Source organism: Paenibacillus barcinonensis (assembly GCF_003217495.1).
GTDB lineage: Bacteria > Bacillota > Bacilli > Paenibacillales > Paenibacillaceae > Paenibacillus > Paenibacillus barcinonensis.
The window spans coordinates 19,026-35,907 of sequence record NZ_QJSW01000027.1; the positions used below are offsets into that span (position 1 = coordinate 19,026).

The 16,882-nt window shown below is 49.5% G+C and carries 15 protein-coding genes; all 15 read right to left on the reverse strand.

Going from position 1 to position 16,882, the window contains the following annotated elements; translation table 11 throughout:
• Positions 1 to 4: 4 nt before the first annotated feature.
• Complete coding sequence (gene nadA, locus DFQ00_RS25120; RefSeq protein ID WP_110899210.1) at positions 5 to 943, reverse strand: quinolinate synthase NadA; 939 nt, start codon at positions 941 to 943, stop codon at positions 5 to 7.
• Positions 944 to 1,240: 297 nt separating this feature from the next.
• Positions 1,241 to 3,283, reverse strand: a complete 2,043-nt coding sequence (ftsH, locus tag DFQ00_RS25125) for an ATP-dependent zinc metalloprotease FtsH (RefSeq protein ID WP_110899211.1) — start codon at positions 3,281 to 3,283, stop codon at positions 1,241 to 1,243.
• Between the two features lie 101 nt (positions 3,284 to 3,384).
• Positions 3,385 to 3,924 (reverse strand): hypoxanthine phosphoribosyltransferase, encoded by a 540-nt coding sequence (gene hpt, locus DFQ00_RS25130; protein WP_110899212.1) that lies wholly within the window; start codon positions 3,922 to 3,924, stop codon positions 3,385 to 3,387.
• 52 nt (positions 3,925 to 3,976) lie between these two features.
• Positions 3,977 to 5,416: a tRNA lysidine(34) synthetase TilS gene (tilS, locus tag DFQ00_RS25135; protein WP_110899213.1), complete on the reverse strand. Its 1,440-nt coding sequence runs from the start codon at positions 5,414 to 5,416 to the stop codon at positions 3,977 to 3,979.
• 44 nt (positions 5,417 to 5,460) lie between these two features.
• Entirely contained in the window at positions 5,461 to 6,408 is a 948-nt protein-coding gene (locus tag DFQ00_RS25140) for a serine/threonine protein kinase (RefSeq protein WP_110899214.1), read from the reverse strand.
• Positions 6,392 to 7,147 carry a vWA domain-containing protein gene (locus tag DFQ00_RS25145; protein WP_110899215.1) on the reverse strand — a complete coding sequence of 252 codons (756 nt, stop codon included), beginning with the start codon at positions 7,145 to 7,147 and terminating at the stop codon, positions 6,392 to 6,394. Before DFQ00_RS25145 ends, DFQ00_RS25140 begins: the two co-directional genes overlap by 17 nt.
• A 100-nt stretch (positions 7,148 to 7,247) precedes the next feature.
• On the reverse strand, positions 7,248 to 9,755 hold the full coding sequence (spoIIE, locus tag DFQ00_RS25150) for a stage II sporulation protein E (protein WP_174812200.1): 2,508 nt from the start codon (positions 9,753 to 9,755) through the stop codon (positions 7,248 to 7,250).
• Positions 9,756 to 10,281: 526 nt separating this feature from the next.
• Positions 10,282 to 10,806: a S1 domain-containing RNA-binding protein gene (locus DFQ00_RS25155; protein WP_110899216.1), complete on the reverse strand. Its 525-nt coding sequence runs from the start codon at positions 10,804 to 10,806 to the stop codon at positions 10,282 to 10,284.
• Positions 10,807 to 11,004: 198 nt separating this feature from the next.
• Positions 11,005 to 11,340, reverse strand: a complete 336-nt coding sequence (locus tag DFQ00_RS25160) for an FtsB family cell division protein (RefSeq protein ID WP_110899217.1) — start codon at positions 11,338 to 11,340, stop codon at positions 11,005 to 11,007.
• Positions 11,333 to 11,923, reverse strand: a complete 591-nt coding sequence (gene yabQ, locus DFQ00_RS25165) for a spore cortex biosynthesis protein YabQ (protein WP_110899218.1) — start codon at positions 11,921 to 11,923, stop codon at positions 11,333 to 11,335. Before yabQ ends, DFQ00_RS25160 begins: the two co-directional genes overlap by 8 nt.
• The gene (yabP, locus tag DFQ00_RS25170) at positions 11,920 to 12,207 is read right to left on the reverse strand and encodes a sporulation protein YabP (RefSeq protein ID WP_110899219.1); all 288 of its coding nucleotides are present in this window, start codon (positions 12,205 to 12,207) and stop codon (positions 11,920 to 11,922) included. Before yabP ends, yabQ begins: the two co-directional genes overlap by 4 nt.
• Before the next feature lie 169 nt (positions 12,208 to 12,376).
• Positions 12,377 to 12,655 (reverse strand): RNA-binding S4 domain-containing protein, encoded by a 279-nt coding sequence (locus DFQ00_RS25175; RefSeq protein WP_090924618.1) that lies wholly within the window; start codon positions 12,653 to 12,655, stop codon positions 12,377 to 12,379.
• Positions 12,655 to 12,927 carry an HU family DNA-binding protein gene (locus tag DFQ00_RS25180; RefSeq protein ID WP_090924617.1) on the reverse strand — a complete coding sequence of 91 codons (273 nt, stop codon included), beginning with the start codon at positions 12,925 to 12,927 and terminating at the stop codon, positions 12,655 to 12,657. Before DFQ00_RS25180 ends, DFQ00_RS25175 begins: the two co-directional genes overlap by 1 nt.
• Before the next feature lie 318 nt (positions 12,928 to 13,245).
• On the reverse strand, positions 13,246 to 14,739 hold the full coding sequence (gene yabN / locus DFQ00_RS25185; protein ID WP_110899220.1) for a bifunctional methyltransferase/pyrophosphohydrolase YabN: 1,494 nt from the start codon (positions 14,737 to 14,739) through the stop codon (positions 13,246 to 13,248).
• 264 nt (positions 14,740 to 15,003) lie between these two features.
• Positions 15,004 to 16,728, reverse strand: coding sequence for a putative polysaccharide biosynthesis protein (locus DFQ00_RS25190; protein ID WP_110899221.1), 1,725 nt, complete (start codon positions 16,726 to 16,728; stop codon positions 15,004 to 15,006).
• Positions 16,729 to 16,882 lie beyond the last annotated feature (154 nt).

The following is a 16,882-nucleotide window of genomic DNA, read 5'->3' on the forward strand; positions in this document are numbered from 1 at the left end:
CATATTACTTCACCAGTAACATGCGCTCTAGTGATTCTCTGGCTTTATCAGCAACAGCCGGTGGAACATAAATCTGTGGTTTCATCGTTTCCAGACATTTAACCAGCTTCTTCAGATTGTTGACCTTCATATTCGGACATACCAGGAACTTTGTCGCGAAGTGGAACTGCTTATCCGGGCTGTCGAGACGAAGCTGATATCCCGTTCCATCCTCAGTACCTACGATGAATTCCTTCGCCGTTGATTTTTTGCAATATTCCAGAATAGCTGTTGTGCTGCCTACAAAATCACCCATCGCCACAACTTCAGGACGACACTCCGGGTGAACTACGAATTCAGCATTAGGGTATTTAGCCTTCATCTCCACCACATCTTTGACCGTCAGCATATCATGTGTGTTGCAGTAACCTTCCCAGATAATCATCTTTTTGTCTGTGTGCTGCTGCACATAATGTCCCAGATTTTTATCCGGTACCCATATAATTTCGTCGGAATCTACGGACTGGATGACACGAACAGCATTCGCTGATGTACAGCAAATATCCGTTTCTGCTTTGATCTCAGCCGAGGAGTTAATATATGTGACAACTTTCGCGTTCGGATGCTGTGCCTTCAGCTTGCGCAATCCATCTACGTTCACCATGTCAGCCATCGGACAACCGGCACGTTCATCTGGAATCAGCACCGTTTTGTTTGGAGCCAGAATTTTAGCGCTTTCACCCATAAAATGAACACCGCAGAAAACAATCACATCCGCATCCGTCTGTGCAGCCTTCTGGGCTAGCAGGAATGAGTCTCCACGGAAGTCTGCGACTTCCTGTACCTCGTCACGTTGATAGTAATGAGCCAGAATAATAGCATTACGTTCCTTCTTGAGTTCCATCAGCCGCTCACGCAGCTCACGATTCATCTCAGCCTTGCGCTCTAAAGCCAGAGCTTCCACCTGTGATCCTCTCCTTATCGGGACAGCGCCAAGCGCTGTTTCATAGGGCTAACCTAAGTCGTTATGTTCGCTTGAGAAACGAATCACAAGCGGTTTAACAACTAATGTACACAACGTTCACGACTCTGTCAATAAATGAAAAAGGGCAGGATATCCCCTCATATCCCCCTCATCCTATCCGGTTCGCCATCTAGCTCTCGATTATCCGTTTCTTCTTTCAATGAATAATTGTTACAAAAAAAGAGAGCCACAAAGGCTCTCTTTCTTATTCCGGCAAATAGCCGGTTATATTACATGTTAAGATGTTGGCTTGGTGCCGCCATCATTCGGATCACTGCTGCCCTTGTCTGCGTCCGGAGCTTCATTAGGAATATCTCCAGCCGGCGGCTCAGATGTTTCATCTTTGCCTTGAATACGGACACGAACATCACCGATGTTATCTACGATGGGCTCGCCGCCTTCACTTGGCGTGCCTTCTCCTGAGTTGTCGCCTTCCGGTTTCGGTGTCAAGGAACCCGTTTCGATCAATTGCTTGATCTGATCCATTTCCAGTGTCTCCACCTCAAGCAACGTTTCAGCGATCAGATGCATCTCTTTTGTATGTTTGATCAACAAGGCTTTACACTTTTCATAACATTCGTTAATAAAGCGTTGCATCTCCTGATCAATCTCATAAGCGATGGAATCCGAGTAATTCTGTTCATGACCGATATCCCGTCCAAGGAATACCTGACCTTGTGAACTTCCGAATTGCATTGGACCCAGCTTTTCGCTCATACCGTATTCCATAACCATGCTGCGCACGATACCTGTCGCTTGCTGGAAGTCACTGTATGCACCGGTACCAATCTCACCGATAAACAATTCCTCCGCAACGCGGCCCCCAAGGAGTCCTGTTACTTTATCCAGCAACTCTTGTTTGGTAACGAGCATACGATCTTCTTTTGGCAACATGATTACATATCCACCCGCACGTCCGCGCGGAATGATGGTCACTTTATGTACCATATCAGCATGTTCCAGGAAGTATCCTACAATGGTATGGCCTGCTTCGTGATAAGCGACAATGCGTTTCTCGCGGTCACTGATGACACGGCTTTTCTTCTCCGTACCTACAATGACACGGTCAATCGCTTCATCCACTTCACGCATGGAAATATCTCTTCTGTTGCGACGCGCTGCAAGGAGTGCCGCTTCATTCAGCAAGTTCTCCAGATCTGCACCGGAAAAACCTGTTGTACGCTTCGCAATAATGTCCAATCTCACGTCTTTAGTGAGAGGTTTGTTGCGGGAATGTACTTTCAGAACAGCTTCACGGCCTCTAACATCAGGACGATCAACTGTAATCTGACGGTCAAAACGACCTGGACGTAACAACGCAGGGTCCAGAATATCTGCACGGTTCGTAGCAGCGACGATGATAATACCTTCGTTCGCTCCAAATCCGTCCATCTCAACGAGCAACTGGTTGAGCGTTTGTTCACGTTCATCGTGACCGCCGCCAAGACCAGCACCACGCTGACGTCCTACCGCATCAATCTCATCAATAAAGATAATACATGGCGCGTTTTTCTTCGCATTTTCGAACAAGTCACGTACACGTGATGCACCGACACCGACAAACATTTCAACGAAGTCGGAACCGGAAATGCTGAAGAATGGTACGCCCGCTTCACCGGCTACGGCACGCGCGAGCAATGTTTTACCTGTACCCGGAGGTCCGACAAGCAATACGCCTTTTGGAATCCGTGCACCAACTGCTGCGAATTTACGAGGGTCCTTGAGGAAGTCTACGACTTCAACAAGCTCCTGCTTCTCTTCATCAGCACCGGCCACATCTTCAAATGTAACCCGCTTCTTCTCTTCGTTGTAGAGTCGAGCACGGCTTTTGCCAAAGTTCATTACTTTACCGCCGCCGCCTTGTGCCTGATTAAACAGGAAGAAGAACAGCAGGAACATAATGATCAAAGGAATAAAGGAGGTCAGCAGTGTTAACCAGATGCTGTCACCTTTCATTGGTTCCTGGTGATATTCAAATTTGTTTGTTTCACTTGCAGCTACAAGCTCGTTGATTGCCTCATCCGTAGGAGGAATATACGTTGAGAAATTTTCTGATTTGGCTCCATCTGGTATCTTTTTGTACTGACCAGTTACGAGATACGTCTGACCGTTGAACTGAACCGTCACTGCGGAGATATTATTAGCTTTAACCTCAGCACGAAATTGATCATATCTAGGGTTTTCTATAACATCGTTTCCATCTGTGATAAATCTAACTATCCCCACCACAACCAAAAAAAGAATCAAATAAAAAGCAGAATTCCGGATGAACCGATTCATCCCCTACCTCCTCTCGAGACACTTTAATTATTTTAACATAGCCCGACATAGCTTCTCAATAGAAGCCATAAACAGCTTCGGGCTTGGGCCCTAGCACAATATCAGCTAGTATAAACTTCTGGTTTCAGAATCCCGATATAAGGCAGGTTCCGATACTGCTCAGCATAATCTAAACCATATCCAACGATGAATGCATCCGGGATGTCAAACCCTGTGTAATGGGCTTCCAATTCCACTTTGCGACCTGATGGCTTATCAAACAGTGTAACCACACGTACCGTTTCGGCACCGCGGTTCTCCAGCAATTCAATCAAGTAGCTGAGTGTAAGTCCACTGTCGATAATATCTTCGACAATCAGAACTTCACGTCCTTCAACAGATACGTCCAGATCCTTGATAATTTTAACAACACCGGAGGACTTGGTAGATGCACCATAGCTGGATACAGCCATAAAATCCATCTCAACCGGTACCGTTATGTTTTTAACCAAATCAGCCATAAATATAAACGCACCTTTGAGCACGCAAATGACCAAAGGGTTCCGATTAGCATAATCGGCACTTAGTGTTGCACCTAATTCCTTAACCTTACTCTGAATTTCTTCTTCACTGATCAATACTTCCTGAATGTCGTTCTGCAACTGTGCGAACCTCCTAAGTTATACTATGAAAGCCTTACCTGAACCATAACCACTACCCCTGAATCGCTGAATCGCCTACAGTCATGTACAGGATTGCGGAAGTACTCTCCCTGACAGGGGCCACATCGGACCGGCGAACTCCCGGTAACCAGATGATGTTGCCTGCTCCGTCACATACCACAGGAATACGCGGTCTGACAGATGGGGGAATTTTATCATCGATGAAAATATTTTTCACCTTTTTGCTTCCGTTTAATCCCAGCACTTTCATCGTATCTCCAGGTAACCGTGAACGTACAACCAGCGGCATCAGAAGATGATCCGCATCAAAAGCGGCTTGATCCGCCGATTCCGGTACATGATAGTTCTCGGGACTCATCGGCATCAACCGAATATACCGATTAATCTCCATGAGTGAAAGCTCATAAGTTCCGCTCCATTGTGCAAGACGATACTCGTAAGATCGATCCTGTACGTCCGTCCTTATGCCAAAAGAAATCAGATCATACTCCCGCGTACAAGCGAGTGTCTGTCCTATATCCAGGCTCCAGGTCGTCACATCAGTATCCATGACCTTGCGCCGAATAGTTTCAATACGGGTAAAGTCGACAAAATCACTGTCCAAAGGCAGATAATTCAATATTAGTTTAATCAACCTTCGTTGTAAAGCGACATGTAACTTCAAGAAGGAAGGCGCCTCAAAGGTCTGCCTTCCACCGTTCACCTGCACTAGACACCTGTATGTGTCATGAGCACTCTGCTCCATGAAATCGTCTTCTTCACTCACAATTTCGGCAAGTCGATTCAGTGACGGTGTGAGTTGTCCATTATATTGCCCCAAAAATGGCAGCACATCCAAGCGAATCGCATTACGCCGATATTTTCGTTGATCATTGCTCTCATCATGAAAGTAAGTAAAACCCTGTGTATTACAAGCTTCTACAAGGACTGTCTTGTTTATACGAAGGCACGGACGAATAAGTTCCACATTTTTTTCGCGTCGCTTGAATTTCATTCCTGCCAGCCCTGAAAGGCCACTTCCCCGCAACAAATGGAGCATGACGGTCTCGGCCTGATCATCGGCATGATGTGCCAAAGCAATGCTGGCTGCACCATATTTATCAGCTACCTCATGTAAAAAAGCATAACGCCGATTACGTGCTGCCTCCTGTGGCCCTTGCCCCGTTTGCCTCATATAAGAAGGAATATCTGCCTTGATCCATTCAAAGGCAATTCCAAGCTGACGCGCCAGCTCCATCATTCGATGTGCTTCTTCATCTGATTCTTTCCGAAACCCATGATGTACATGGGCACAGATCAGTTCAAGCGGTACATGATGCTTGCTGATCTCATGCATGATATGCAAAAAAGCTACCGAGTCCGGCCCGCCCGATACAGCGACGACAATCCGATCCCCGGGAACCCATAACTGATGCTCTTCCGCTGCATCCAGTACGTTATTCACCAGTGTGTCCCAGCGTAAAGCCTCCATACCTTTTCCTCATTCCTTGCGTTATGTATATGCACCCTTACCGATTAGAAGCGCAGTGCATAGATGAGCACCCCAATAAGTAAAATCACAGATAAAGCAAATGCATTTATGAGCCAACGCGGTGTACCGCTTCTCGAACGACTCCGCATAGGTACAGGACGTTCCATTAATTCCTTCCAGGCCTTCGCAGCAACACCTGCATCCTGAAACTGACCCCGAAGTGCTCGAATAATCCAGTGCCGGAAAGGGGCTAGCCGCTCACTTCGTTCAACCAGCCGCACAAGCTGATTCACATTGCGCAATTGCGGCAATCCGTCTGCAGCCAAGGCCTTCAGCGCATCCGCCTCCATAATATGAATCAGTAGAAGTGCAAAAGCAAACACATCATATGAGGCATCCGCAGTTCGACTGCCCGCATTCCAATATCCCCGATCATACCATTCCGTGAACTGTTTGACACTTCGGCCGATGGATGTAACGCCGCCATAATCAATCAGCTCAACATGTCCATAATCAGAGACAAGTACATTCTGAGGTTTAAGATCACCAAACACCCAGCCAGCTTGATGTAACTGACCCAGCTTCTGCAACAGCCTTAATCCAACCAGAAGTGTCCAATCTGCCCCCTGACGCCGAATAAAATGATGCAGCGCCTCCCCCTGAACGTAACGCATCACATAAAAAGGAATCTCCCGGCCTCGAACGGCATAATCGTCCACATCTTTAAGATAGGAAGGTATGCCGCTCTGCCGAAGGGCTTCATGATTACGCTGTAGCTGAAATGACTTGAGCACATTGATCTCAGACTGCAAATCGACCGGATCAAATCCCATTTTGAGCGCATAGTGCTTGCCGTTCTCTCCCCGCTGCACTAGAAACACAACCCCGTTAGCACCTCTGCCCAGCAGCTTCCGAATGGTATATCGGCTTCGATTCCATTTTCCCGTAATAACGGTTCCTGGCGGGAAAGAGGCCTCAGACAACGTTGTCACCGAGCATCCCTTCTCTTTCAATGCGATAGTTCCCTTCTATTTCCTGCTGTTCCTCCAGTGTACCATATCGGTAAAAATCAATCACCTTCTGAATTGCAGGACCTGTCGGTGTCGCCCCCTTTGTCTGGAGCCGCCCAAACAAGGAACGTACACGTCCCGGATCATCGGTCCAGTCGATGTCCATAACCGCATGCTCTCCGCTGTGGCGACCCGGAAAATGAAAAACAGAAAGCCGGCTTTTACCTACTCGTGCCTGCAAGCTTAACATTAGATCCCGTATGCCTTCCTCTACGGATGCCAGCTTCGGCTTCATACTTGCACTGACGTCAATGAGCAGAGAAACCTGCAAGGTTGCTGTCTCTGCCATATTGTCCATGACCTCTACGACCTGGGAACGCTGTGCAGGCTCCAGATCTGTGACTGTTTTGGCGGAGCCCTTATCTCCCAAAATTTGAGTTAACTCTCTATTAACCGCCTGCTGAATCGTTTGAACCACCGTTTTTCGGGTCATCATCTGCATTGTATGAGCAAGCTGTCTAGTACCTACAATCTGGCTAATGCCTCCTCCAGCTCTAGCGATATCCTCAATCTCTCTACTGCCCAGCTCGCCGATCGTGCCATAATCAATCACACCTACGACATTAACCGTAATCCCCTCTTCCCGCGCCTCAGCTGCGGCAAGTACCGGACTTACTCCCACATTGGAACAACCGTCCGTAATCAACAAAATTTGTTTCATCCGATATCCCTCCGTTATTCGTACTCTTCAACTCTATGACTAGCATTGCCAGGTCGAAGAGAGTTCAAACGGACCAATGTGGATTGAGATAGCTGCCGCCCTAACTTACAGTACGCGGGCGCTCCATTCGGCTAATACCCGGCATCCGCAAGGTAGCCCATTCCGGGCGGTAATGTTCAACTTTGCCTACCACAACCGTCATATCATCCAATATCTCCTGCTGCTGATATCGAATCACACTTTCGAGCAGACAATCTGCAAGTTCTTGAGGCTCATCTGTATCAATCTCCTGAATGAGACGTTTCATCCACAGCTCTTTGTTCACTGCGTATCCTGGAGCATCATAGATTCCGTCTGTCATCATGATCAAAATATCTCCTGGCTGTAGCTGTAGCGTGACCAGATCCACCTCTATATCTTTAATAATGCCTATCGGCAGATTGCTTGCCGAAACCTGAATAACCTCCTGTCCACGTTTAATAAAGCTCGGTGTAGAGCCGATTTTCATAAATGTTGTCTCTGCTGTGTACTCATCAATCAGTGCCATATCCACTGTGGCATACATCTCTTCCGGAGAACGCAGCATCAGTACCGAATTGACGGACTTGATTGCCAGCTTCTCATCCATGCCTGATTGAAGCAGCTGCTCCAGAATGTTCAGTGCGGCACTGCTCTCCATGCGGGCCCGCTCCCCGTTCCCCATTCCGTCACTCAGCGCAACAGCAAACGTGCCATTGCCCAGCTCAACCGTACTGAAGCTGTCTCCCGACATCACATCGCCTCCCTTGGCCGCAGCCGCCACACCCGTTGTGACCTCAAACGTCTTTGCCGAGCCAAAAGTCACCGTTGCCAGCCCCTGACGTGGGTCTGTCATCGTTTCGTGCAGTACGGCAATATGCTCGTCCAGCACGTTAGAGATTAGCGGAGCGATCATTTTGCGGCACTCATCAAACCCCCTTGTATACGCGTGTACAATCTCAATCTCTACATTACCTGCTTCCAGATTAATAATCTCAATAGAATGAATGGATAATCCAAGAGACTCCAGCGCATCTCGAATCTGCTCCTCCTGCTGCACCATCTCCTCGCTTTCGCGTTGAATTTCTTTGGCCAGATCCTCCATCACCTGGGATACACCGGATAGCTGTTCGGCAACTAATTGACGACTATCAATAATCTGCCGCTTCCATTGCATATTGTGCTGATGCAGGCCATATTGGGCACGCATCACTTCCAGCACCTCCTCAGGCTTGGCACATACCCTGTTCCATTCCACCGGAATTTGTTTGCCGGTCATCTCGGGGTTGGCCTCAATGGAACTCATCACATCGGTCATATAGCTGTACGTTTGAATAAACTTGGCGTCCCAGCATTGCGAGCGCTTGAAGCAGCTCGCACAGGTGCCTTCAGCAACCGCATTCATGAAGTGTTCCATGCCACCTTCTTTGTGTACCGGTTCCCCCGCGCCGGACATCTGATCGAAGCTGCGGGACAATTGACGGAACACTTGAGAAAAGCGATTCACCCGTTCCGCAGTAATGTCCCGAATGCGTTTCGCATACTCATGCTGGGACTTGGTGTGATCCTGCGTACCCGGCACATATTTGGATATGGCAGAAAGCATACTCTTTGGCGTGAGCATAAACAGCACGATCGCCGCACACGTTTCCCATAATGAATTCATCACATCACCCGGACCACTCAAATATATGGATAAAATAGATGAACCCAGCAGCATCCCCAGTGCAACCCCAGCACGTTTCCCTTCTCTAAGCATGCCCGCCAGCATACCGGCAAAGGCCAGCAGACTCATCTGATACACTGCGGACATATCGGCCAGACTCAGAATCAGTCCTGTTATTACGCCAACCGATGCACCCAAGGGGGCACCGCCGACCAGCGCGAAGATGAGAATGAGATATCGGGAGAGCATGTGCTCCACCGAAAGCGACTGAATGGACCAGCCCACCGCTCCGGTCATGACCGAGGCCAGCAGAATGATCAGACACAGGATCTCCTCGTTCTTTAGGCTGAATTTCTTTTTGCGATACGTAAAAATCGGAATGGCCTGAATGAACACCAGGGTTAATACGAAGCTTAGCACCGAATCCATCGTCAGCATCAGCATCGCATACCAGCTGAACGAAGGTCCTATCACAACAGCGAACAGCTTTACCATAAAAGTTGTCGTAAACACCATCGTTGGTGCATAAGATAACTCAGCGCGGTCATAAGACTCCAATCCCCGGAACAGCAGATAGAAGATAGCCATCTCGGACGCCACAATAAGCGAAACTGGAAACGGAGCAAACAGACTTCCTGCCAGCAAGGCTGCACCCACTGGAATGATGTAATCCCTGCGCATAAAAGCAATCACGGCAAAGTATGCAATCGCAAAAGGAGACAACTCATTCAGAATCATTGCTTTGCCCAGCAGAAATCCCATAAAGGTAAGCAGCAGTACCCATTTGCGCGAAGCTACCGCCTGGACAGCCTTGCGGGAACCCAACCAGTGCTTCAGACGTACGGACAGCTCCTCCCGAGCCGCAGCACCGCCTTTGCCTGCTTTCATTCCCGGAATTTGAATGACATTCCACTTCTCCATCATGCTCAAGGCACCCCATTCGATTAATTTGATTTCGTGTTTCGTTCTCGATGGTTCTGATTATAGATAGAATAGAAGACATAGTTTGTCAGAATAGCTGGACGAGCTGTAAAAAGTTTACGACAAAAGAAACATCCACGGCGCGATGGTGTTAAACCCTCGGCCTTATTGTGGTTTTCCGGATTCCAGAGCAGACCAGTCTCGAGCCGTATGTCTGATTTTGAACGTGAAGCTGGAAGGTGTCGCCACGATCTGAGCAGGATAACTGGGGAATGCCACGGAAACCTGTCGGTAAAAAATGGAAGACGACAAATGTTCTTATCATTCCTTCTAACCGTAGGTTGGAGCGCGGAAATGATGTCATGACTCAGCATAAAACGAATTCCTCTCCGAGGTTTCGCCGATATCAGAATCGGAATACAGCAGCTTCGGCATGTTCACTACACATGGGCTGGAGCTGGGAAGCACAAAAAAACCGTTAGCCCACGGGCTAACGGTCTGCTTATATATTCAAATCAGGTTGGACAGATTACACACGCTTCGCGCCACGGCCGCCGCGTTTGCCTTCTGTATTCTTCTTAAGCGAAGAAATGCGTTCTTCACTATCTTTCAGGAAGCGTGACATTTTATCCTCAAATGAAGGTTTGCCTGCTGCGGGCTTGAAAGAACGGCCTCCGCGGTCACGGTTAAACCCACCGCCACCACCACGACCTTGGCCACCACTTGGGCCTCCGCCGCCAAATCGTTCGCGATCTCCTCCACTGCGTTCCGGTCTAGGAGCTCTTGGGGGTCTGGATTGTGTTTGCTGCTCTACCGGTTTGTCAACAGCCTGTTTAATGGAAAGTCCGATCTTGCCGTCCTTGTCAACGTTGATAACCTTTACTGTGACTTGGTCATTCAGCTTCAGGTGGTCGTTGACATCTTTGACATAATTGTCGGCGATTTCCGAGATGTGAACGAGACCCGTGACACCTCCTGACAGATCCACAAATGCTCCAAAATGCGTGATTCCTGTCACCTTGCCCTCTAACTTGGTGCCCACTTCAATTGCCATAGAATAAAATGATCCTCCCTTAAAAATATACAACCCGATTTTTTGAATGCCAAAATCATGCTGCGCTACTTGTAATTATACCTTATGCCATAAACCAAGGTCAACTGAGCACAAGCCCAATGGAGAGCCTATTTTTTCCGATTTAACCGCATAAGACGTACTGAAATGAGACCTTGCTCAGCAAAGAGCCTGATTCCATTAGTTCCCTGCCCCTTCAACCTGAATTGGCGTTTCTTCAGGCAGGTAGTATCCTTTTTTTCGTGCCAGCTGTCCTATGTATTCAGGGTCCTTCAACCGGCTGACTTCATACTTCAGCTGCTCCAGCTGCTGCTTCGTTTCCTGCTTTGACGTTTGCTGTGCAGCCAAATGAGAACTCTTGTCCGAAATTTGCCCATTCTGCATCAGAAACGTATATCCCGCCCAGATTGTAAAACAGGTGACAAATGTCAACCAAATCATGAGACGTCTTCGCGCACCGGCAGATTTCCCTTGATTGGCTGCACTCTTCTTTGTACCCCTAGGTGTTCTACTCATTCCCCGGACCTCCTTGAAACCAGCGTTTCCATATCGCTGCAATTCTTGTACCCGCTTGGACCATCCATCGAGGCGTTATCCAATATCTCAGGAGTGGCCTGAACATCCAGCGGAACAATTTGCCGAAAGGGATTAAACATTGCAACACCAGTTTGCCCAGGAATATTAGTATCGCAAGCATGAAGCCGAATAATACACGTACTAAGCGATATATTCCTTTCGCTGGCATCACAATCAGGATGTTAAGGATATGTCCACACCACTGGATCAGTGTTCTTGCGAGTTTAATTAACATTACCACAAAACGCTGGGTTGTAACACTTAAAAGCCAAAAATAGAAGCAAACCCCGATAATCAGCCCCAAAAAGACATAAAACCGCAGCTGTCCGTGATTCCCGGCATATAGCATCCGAAATACGAACAGCCCGGAGGCAACCCAGTACAACAGGTCGAGCGTGTGGATGCTCCACTTCGGAAATCGCAGCTGATCAGACAGTACCCGGTAACTGTCGTAAGCCACGCCCATCACGACTCCCGATAACAGCATCCAGGTCAGTGTGATCCACTGCGCATCGAGAATCATCGGAACATCTTGCCGAACAGGCCTTTGCTGTTTTTGGATTGGGAACCGGGGTCCAGATATTGAAGCGAGCTGACCGTACCCTCAATAGATAACAGGCCTTCCTCCAGGCTCAGGTTTTTGATATGTAGATTATGCCCCCGGATGGTCAGATGCCCAAGCTCGGTCTGTAACAGAAATTCCTCACTATCAAAGCTCTCCACATTGGAGACTCCTGTCAAGTCCAGCAGTTTCCGATTTTGCATGCTCAAATGATGCTGTTTGGCCTTCCCTCCGTGCTCAACCATGGCATGTACCCCTCCTTCTTTAGTACATAGCTTATGGACGAGAGCCACAGAATAGAACCACTGCCCACAGATCAATTCCTCTCTCTTGCATGCAAGCATAAAAAACGCCCTTCCGATAACGGAAGGACGCTTTAAGCAATCTAAAATAATACATATTACGAGATTAGAACTACCAGTCCATCCCGTTATCCTTGGCAATCGGCTCTTCCTTAACCAAGGTATAGAGGCTGCTCGCCTCATCCTTCTTGGTGCTCTCGGCAAGACGCTCCACCTTCACAGTGACCAGCTTCTGTCCAAACTGAACCGTCAGCTCATCGCCTACCTTGACAGCAGCGCTGGGCTTAGCTTCCCGTCCGTTCACCAGAACACGTCCTTGTTCAGACACGTCCTTGGCTACCGTACGGCGTTTGATCAGCCGAGATACCTTCAGGAATTTATCAAGACGCATTATTTTACAGCTTCTTTAAGCTTGTTGCCTGCTTTGAATGCAGGAACAGTGGACTCAGGAATCACGATCTCATTCCCTGTTTGCGGGTTACGTCCGGTACGACCGGAGCGTTTGCGGGTTTCAAAAGTGCCAAAGCCGATCAGTTGTACTTTGTCGCCGCTAGCAAGTGCATCTGTAATTTCGCCCAAAAAGCCATTCAATACGGACTCGACATCTTTCTTAGTCAAGCCGCTTTTGTTAGAAATGTTGTTGATCAGGTCTGTTTTGTTCATGTTTAAAAGCCTCCCAAATTGAAAAAAAAGTATCTGCGAGCCTAGCAGCCCTTATATGGACCAAGCCAATTCTCGCACGGTTACTACACATGTATTCTGGCTTGCATGCTAAATTCCTGCCTTGGCCTGCGACTTTTTTTAGCTTTTGTCGCACGATTGCAAAGATTCATCTAAGTCCAGTACCCGAAATGCTCTCATGTTAAACACCGTCAGTTACCAGGTTTCGCACATGGTTATGAACACATGTTCGTATCATCATAACATATAGGCTGGCTTAATTGGAATAAGCAGTTTGGATATTCTGGAAAAACAAATCGACTACAGTCCTGCCTTCTTGGCTTGTTGCCAGAACTGCTCCATCTCTTCTACCGAGCTGTCTGCAGGTGTTTTGCCCTGCTCATGCAGCCGATCCTCGATGAATTGGAATCTGGCAACAAACTTGCGGTTGGTCGCTGCAAGTGCTTCCTCCGGGTCTGTATCAATAAAACGCGCTACGTTAGCTGTAGCGAACAATACATCCCCAAGCTCCAGCTTGCGAGCCTCGGCATCATGTCCTTGCTGCACCGCTTCTTTCAGCTCGGCAAGCTCTTCCTCGATTTTGGCAAATACACCCTCCACATTATCCCAGTCAAAGCCAACTTTGGCTGCCTTCTTCTGGAGTTTATAGCCTTTCATAAGAGCTGGCAGATCACGCGGTATGCCGTCCAGTACAGAGGTTTTCTGTATATCCTGGCCTTTGCGTTTCTTCTCCTCTGCCTTCATCTGTTCCCAGTTTTGCAACGCTTCATTCGCATCTTCGGCCTGATTATCACCGAATACATGAGGATGACGGAAGATCAGCTTGTCGTTCAACCCCTCGATCACATCATACACATTAAATGTGCCGATCTCTTCTTCCATCTGGGCATGCAACATAACCTGCAAAAGCAAATCCCCCAGCTCTTCTTTCATATGATCCGGGTCATCCTCATCAATGGTTTCAATGACCTCATATGTCTCTTCAATCAGATTTTTACGGATGGACTGATGTGTCTGCTCCTGATCCCACGGGCAACCACCCGGGCTGCGAAGAATGTTGACGATCTCATGTAGACGCGCAAAAGATCGACGGCGCAGCATATCATCTGTATTTTTGGGAACATAGATTAACGACAGATTGCCATAGCCGGGGGTACGATCCAGTTCATGCAACGGCACCTTGTGAATGATCTCCTGCCCCTGCACACCAAGCGCATGGCCTACAAACACCGGATAATCATCCGGGTAAACCTCCATCAGGCACAGCTTCACATCCGAAGCGGTGAACACATCATATACTTGTCCTATCAGCGTGTGCAGTTGCGGCTGAACCAGTTCAGGATTCAGACTGCTGGCATCCAGCAATTGAAAGCCTTCAATGGGATCAAAGCCCAGCCGGATAAACGCTTCGTCCAGAAAGCTCTCCCCGCCCATGACCCGCAGCGAAATGCCCTGCTGTGGGCAGCGCTCCTTCAGCAGTCTTACACTGGCTTCAGCCACCATTGGATGGCCCGGTACTGCATAGACAATCTCGGTGCCAGCAGCTCCTGTACGTGCAGCCTCGATTAGTCGGCTTGCAATCTCCTCATACACCTCCGGGAAAGAGGATTTGGACTCATAGATGGCGTCAAATGACGTCATCTCCAGCCCCTCCTGCTGCAGATCATTCAATACCGGATGATCCAATGTGCGTACATATAATGTAGCCGCATGTTTCATTTTTTTCATAATACCTAATGTTAATTGGTCCGCATCCCCGGAACCCAGACCTACCACTGTCAACGCTGCACTCATTGTGATAAAACCTCCATCCGAACCATCCTGCTCGCTACACTTGTACAGTGCTTATTCTTATGGCGCATATACGCCCGATAAACATGTCTATTCCGTGCGAACAGGATGGCGCTCGATAATTACACGTATTATACCAGAATCTGTAGATATCCTATAATCACATCTGCACTATAGTCGTTTGGCAGACCCTTTCCTGAGGGGCGAGCCGCATAAGCGGATACCGTAGCGGTACAGCTTAGCGGCGATGCGTGCGCAGTGCGTGGGTTAGCGCAGTACACGCAGTCTGCGCAGCAGCCCCGCCAGACGTGGCCCCAGCTTCGGCAACGCCGCCAGCTCTGCGGCGGTCAGCAGCCCTGTCCGGGCCACGGCCAGCACAAACACGGCTGCGCCTGCGGCAATGCCCAGCAGGCTCACGCCCATCGCAGCCAGCCGATGCGTGGCTGCGATGCCCACGCCGCCGAGCACTGCTTCGGCGGCCCAGGCCATGCCTAGCGCCGCCAGGCTCATGGCGGCGATCACCAGCGCCGGCTTTGCCAGGACGGCGCCAGGGGCAGGGCGCATGGCGGTAAGTCGCGCCAGCAGCGCCACATTCAGGCCAGCCGCCAGCATATAGGCGGCTGCGCCCGCAATCGCCGCGCCGCTGATGCCCAGCGCCGGCACAAGCATGACGTTCAGCAGCACCTTGACGCCTGCGGCGGCCAGCATGCTGAACGCAGGAGCGCGCACGGCGCCGAGGCCCTGGAGCAGCGCCGCCGCGATAATGCTGACGGTGCTGCCCGCTGCCGTCAGCGCCATATACCGCAATGCCTCGGTGCCTGCGGCATCCCCGTACAGCATGCGGTTAATCGGATCAGCCAGCACCGCAAGACCTGCGGATGCCGCCAGACCGATGAGCCAGAACCAGCGAAGCGCTGTGCCTGCTTGCTGCCTTACGGCTTCCGGCCCGCCCTTCAGACGCGCTTCGGCCATCGCCGGAATAAACAGCACCGAGAGTGACGTAGCAAGCATCGTCACCAGTTGCACCAGCGGCAAGCCGCGGTTGTAAATGCCGAACGATACCATCGTCTGCACCTCATCCAGCCCTTCGCCCTGCAACAGACGTGGAACCGTGAACGTATCCACCAGATTCATCAACGGCACTGCGAGTGAGCCAAGACAGACCGGAATGGCATAGATCAGCAGTGTACGGACCCATTCGGCGTTGGAGCGCCCAGACTTCCGATCTCCTGCAGCATACATGAGCTGTCCCGTATCACTATGGTGAGTGTGCTTCAGCCGCTCCGAGCTTGCATATAACGTCTCTCCATCTGCCAGACGCTCTGTATGCTCTCTCCGCTCTTTCCGCCGATGCCAGTATACGAATGCCAGCATCACGGCAAGTCCAGCACATCCGCCCGCCACTGAGCCCAGCATGGCTCCTGCGGCAACCGTTTCAAGCGAAGCCTCGTGACGGATCAGCCATAACAGCACAACGATCATAACAGTTACCCGCACCATCTGTTCGACCACCTGAGATATCGCTGTAGGCAGCATCTGCTGCATGCCTTGAAAATACCCGCGCAAGCCTGTCATCAGCGGCACACATAACAGTGCCAGAGACGCGGCACGAATCGACGGAATAACATGCTGATTGCCGATCAGTGATGCGATCCATGGTGCACTCGCATACATCCCAATCGCCGTTATGGACCCGAATCCTGCAAGCAGCAACGAGGATATTCGGATAATTCTGCGGCTCTCCCCCCATTGGCCCAGCGCTTGCTGCTCTGCTACAAACTTGGATACCGCCAGCGGCAGACCTGCCGCGGCAAGAGTGATGATAAGCATATATAACGGATAGACCGTGTTGTAGATGCCAAAAACACCGTCTCCCCCCAGGTTTTGCAATGGAATCTTCTGAAAAGCACCGATGATTTTGGAGATGATGGCGGCAAGCCCAAGGATAAATGCTCCCTGTAGCAATCTTGTGCCTGAAGACGGCTGCTTCATAACTTTTGGTTCCTCCTGTATGTACCCCGACATTCAAATGGAGCATAAAGCTCCCTTAGCTATTATACCTGCCAGAAGGCACACAGACGAACATCATTTGATTCCAACAACTTGTAATCAGATAACAGCCTTTTCCCCTCTACCCCACCCTATG

What these genes read in the sequence shown, in the direction of transcription:
- ftsH (WP_110899211.1), bottom strand. Translation starts at nt 3,283, where the DNA reads ATGAATCGGTTCATCCGGAATTCTGCTTTTTATTTGATTCTTTTTTTG.
- tilS (WP_110899213.1), bottom strand. Translation starts at nt 5,416, where the DNA reads ATGGAGGCTTTACGCTGGGACACACTGGTGAATAACGTACTGGATGCA.
- DFQ00_RS25145 (WP_110899215.1), bottom strand. Translation starts at nt 7,147, where the DNA reads ATGAAACAAATTTTGTTGATTACGGACGGTTGTTCCAATGTGGGAGTA.
- spoIIE (WP_174812200.1), bottom strand. Translation starts at nt 9,755, where the DNA reads ATGATGGAGAAGTGGAATGTCATTCAAATTCCGGGAATGAAAGCAGGC.
- DFQ00_RS25155 (WP_110899216.1), bottom strand. Translation starts at nt 10,806, where the DNA reads ATGGCAATTGAAGTGGGCACCAAGTTAGAGGGCAAGGTGACAGGAATC.
- DFQ00_RS25160 (WP_110899217.1), bottom strand. Translation starts at nt 11,340, where the DNA reads ATGAGTAGAACACCTAGGGGTACAAAGAAGAGTGCAGCCAATCAAGGG.
- yabQ (WP_110899218.1), bottom strand. Translation starts at nt 11,923, where the DNA reads ATGATTCTCGATGCGCAGTGGATCACACTGACCTGGATGCTGTTATCG.
- yabP (WP_110899219.1), bottom strand. Translation starts at nt 12,207, where the DNA reads ATGGTTGAGCACGGAGGGAAGGCCAAACAGCATCATTTGAGCATGCAA.
- DFQ00_RS25175 (WP_090924618.1), bottom strand. Translation starts at nt 12,655, where the DNA reads ATGCGTCTTGATAAATTCCTGAAGGTATCTCGGCTGATCAAACGCCGT.
- DFQ00_RS25180 (WP_090924617.1), bottom strand. Translation starts at nt 12,927, where the DNA reads ATGAACAAAACAGACCTGATCAACAACATTTCTAACAAAAGCGGCTTG.
- yabN (WP_110899220.1), bottom strand. Translation starts at nt 14,739, where the DNA reads ATGAGTGCAGCGTTGACAGTGGTAGGTCTGGGTTCCGGGGATGCGGAC.
- DFQ00_RS25190 (WP_110899221.1), bottom strand. Translation starts at nt 16,728, where the DNA reads ATGAAGCAGCCGTCTTCAGGCACAAGATTGCTACAGGGAGCATTTATC.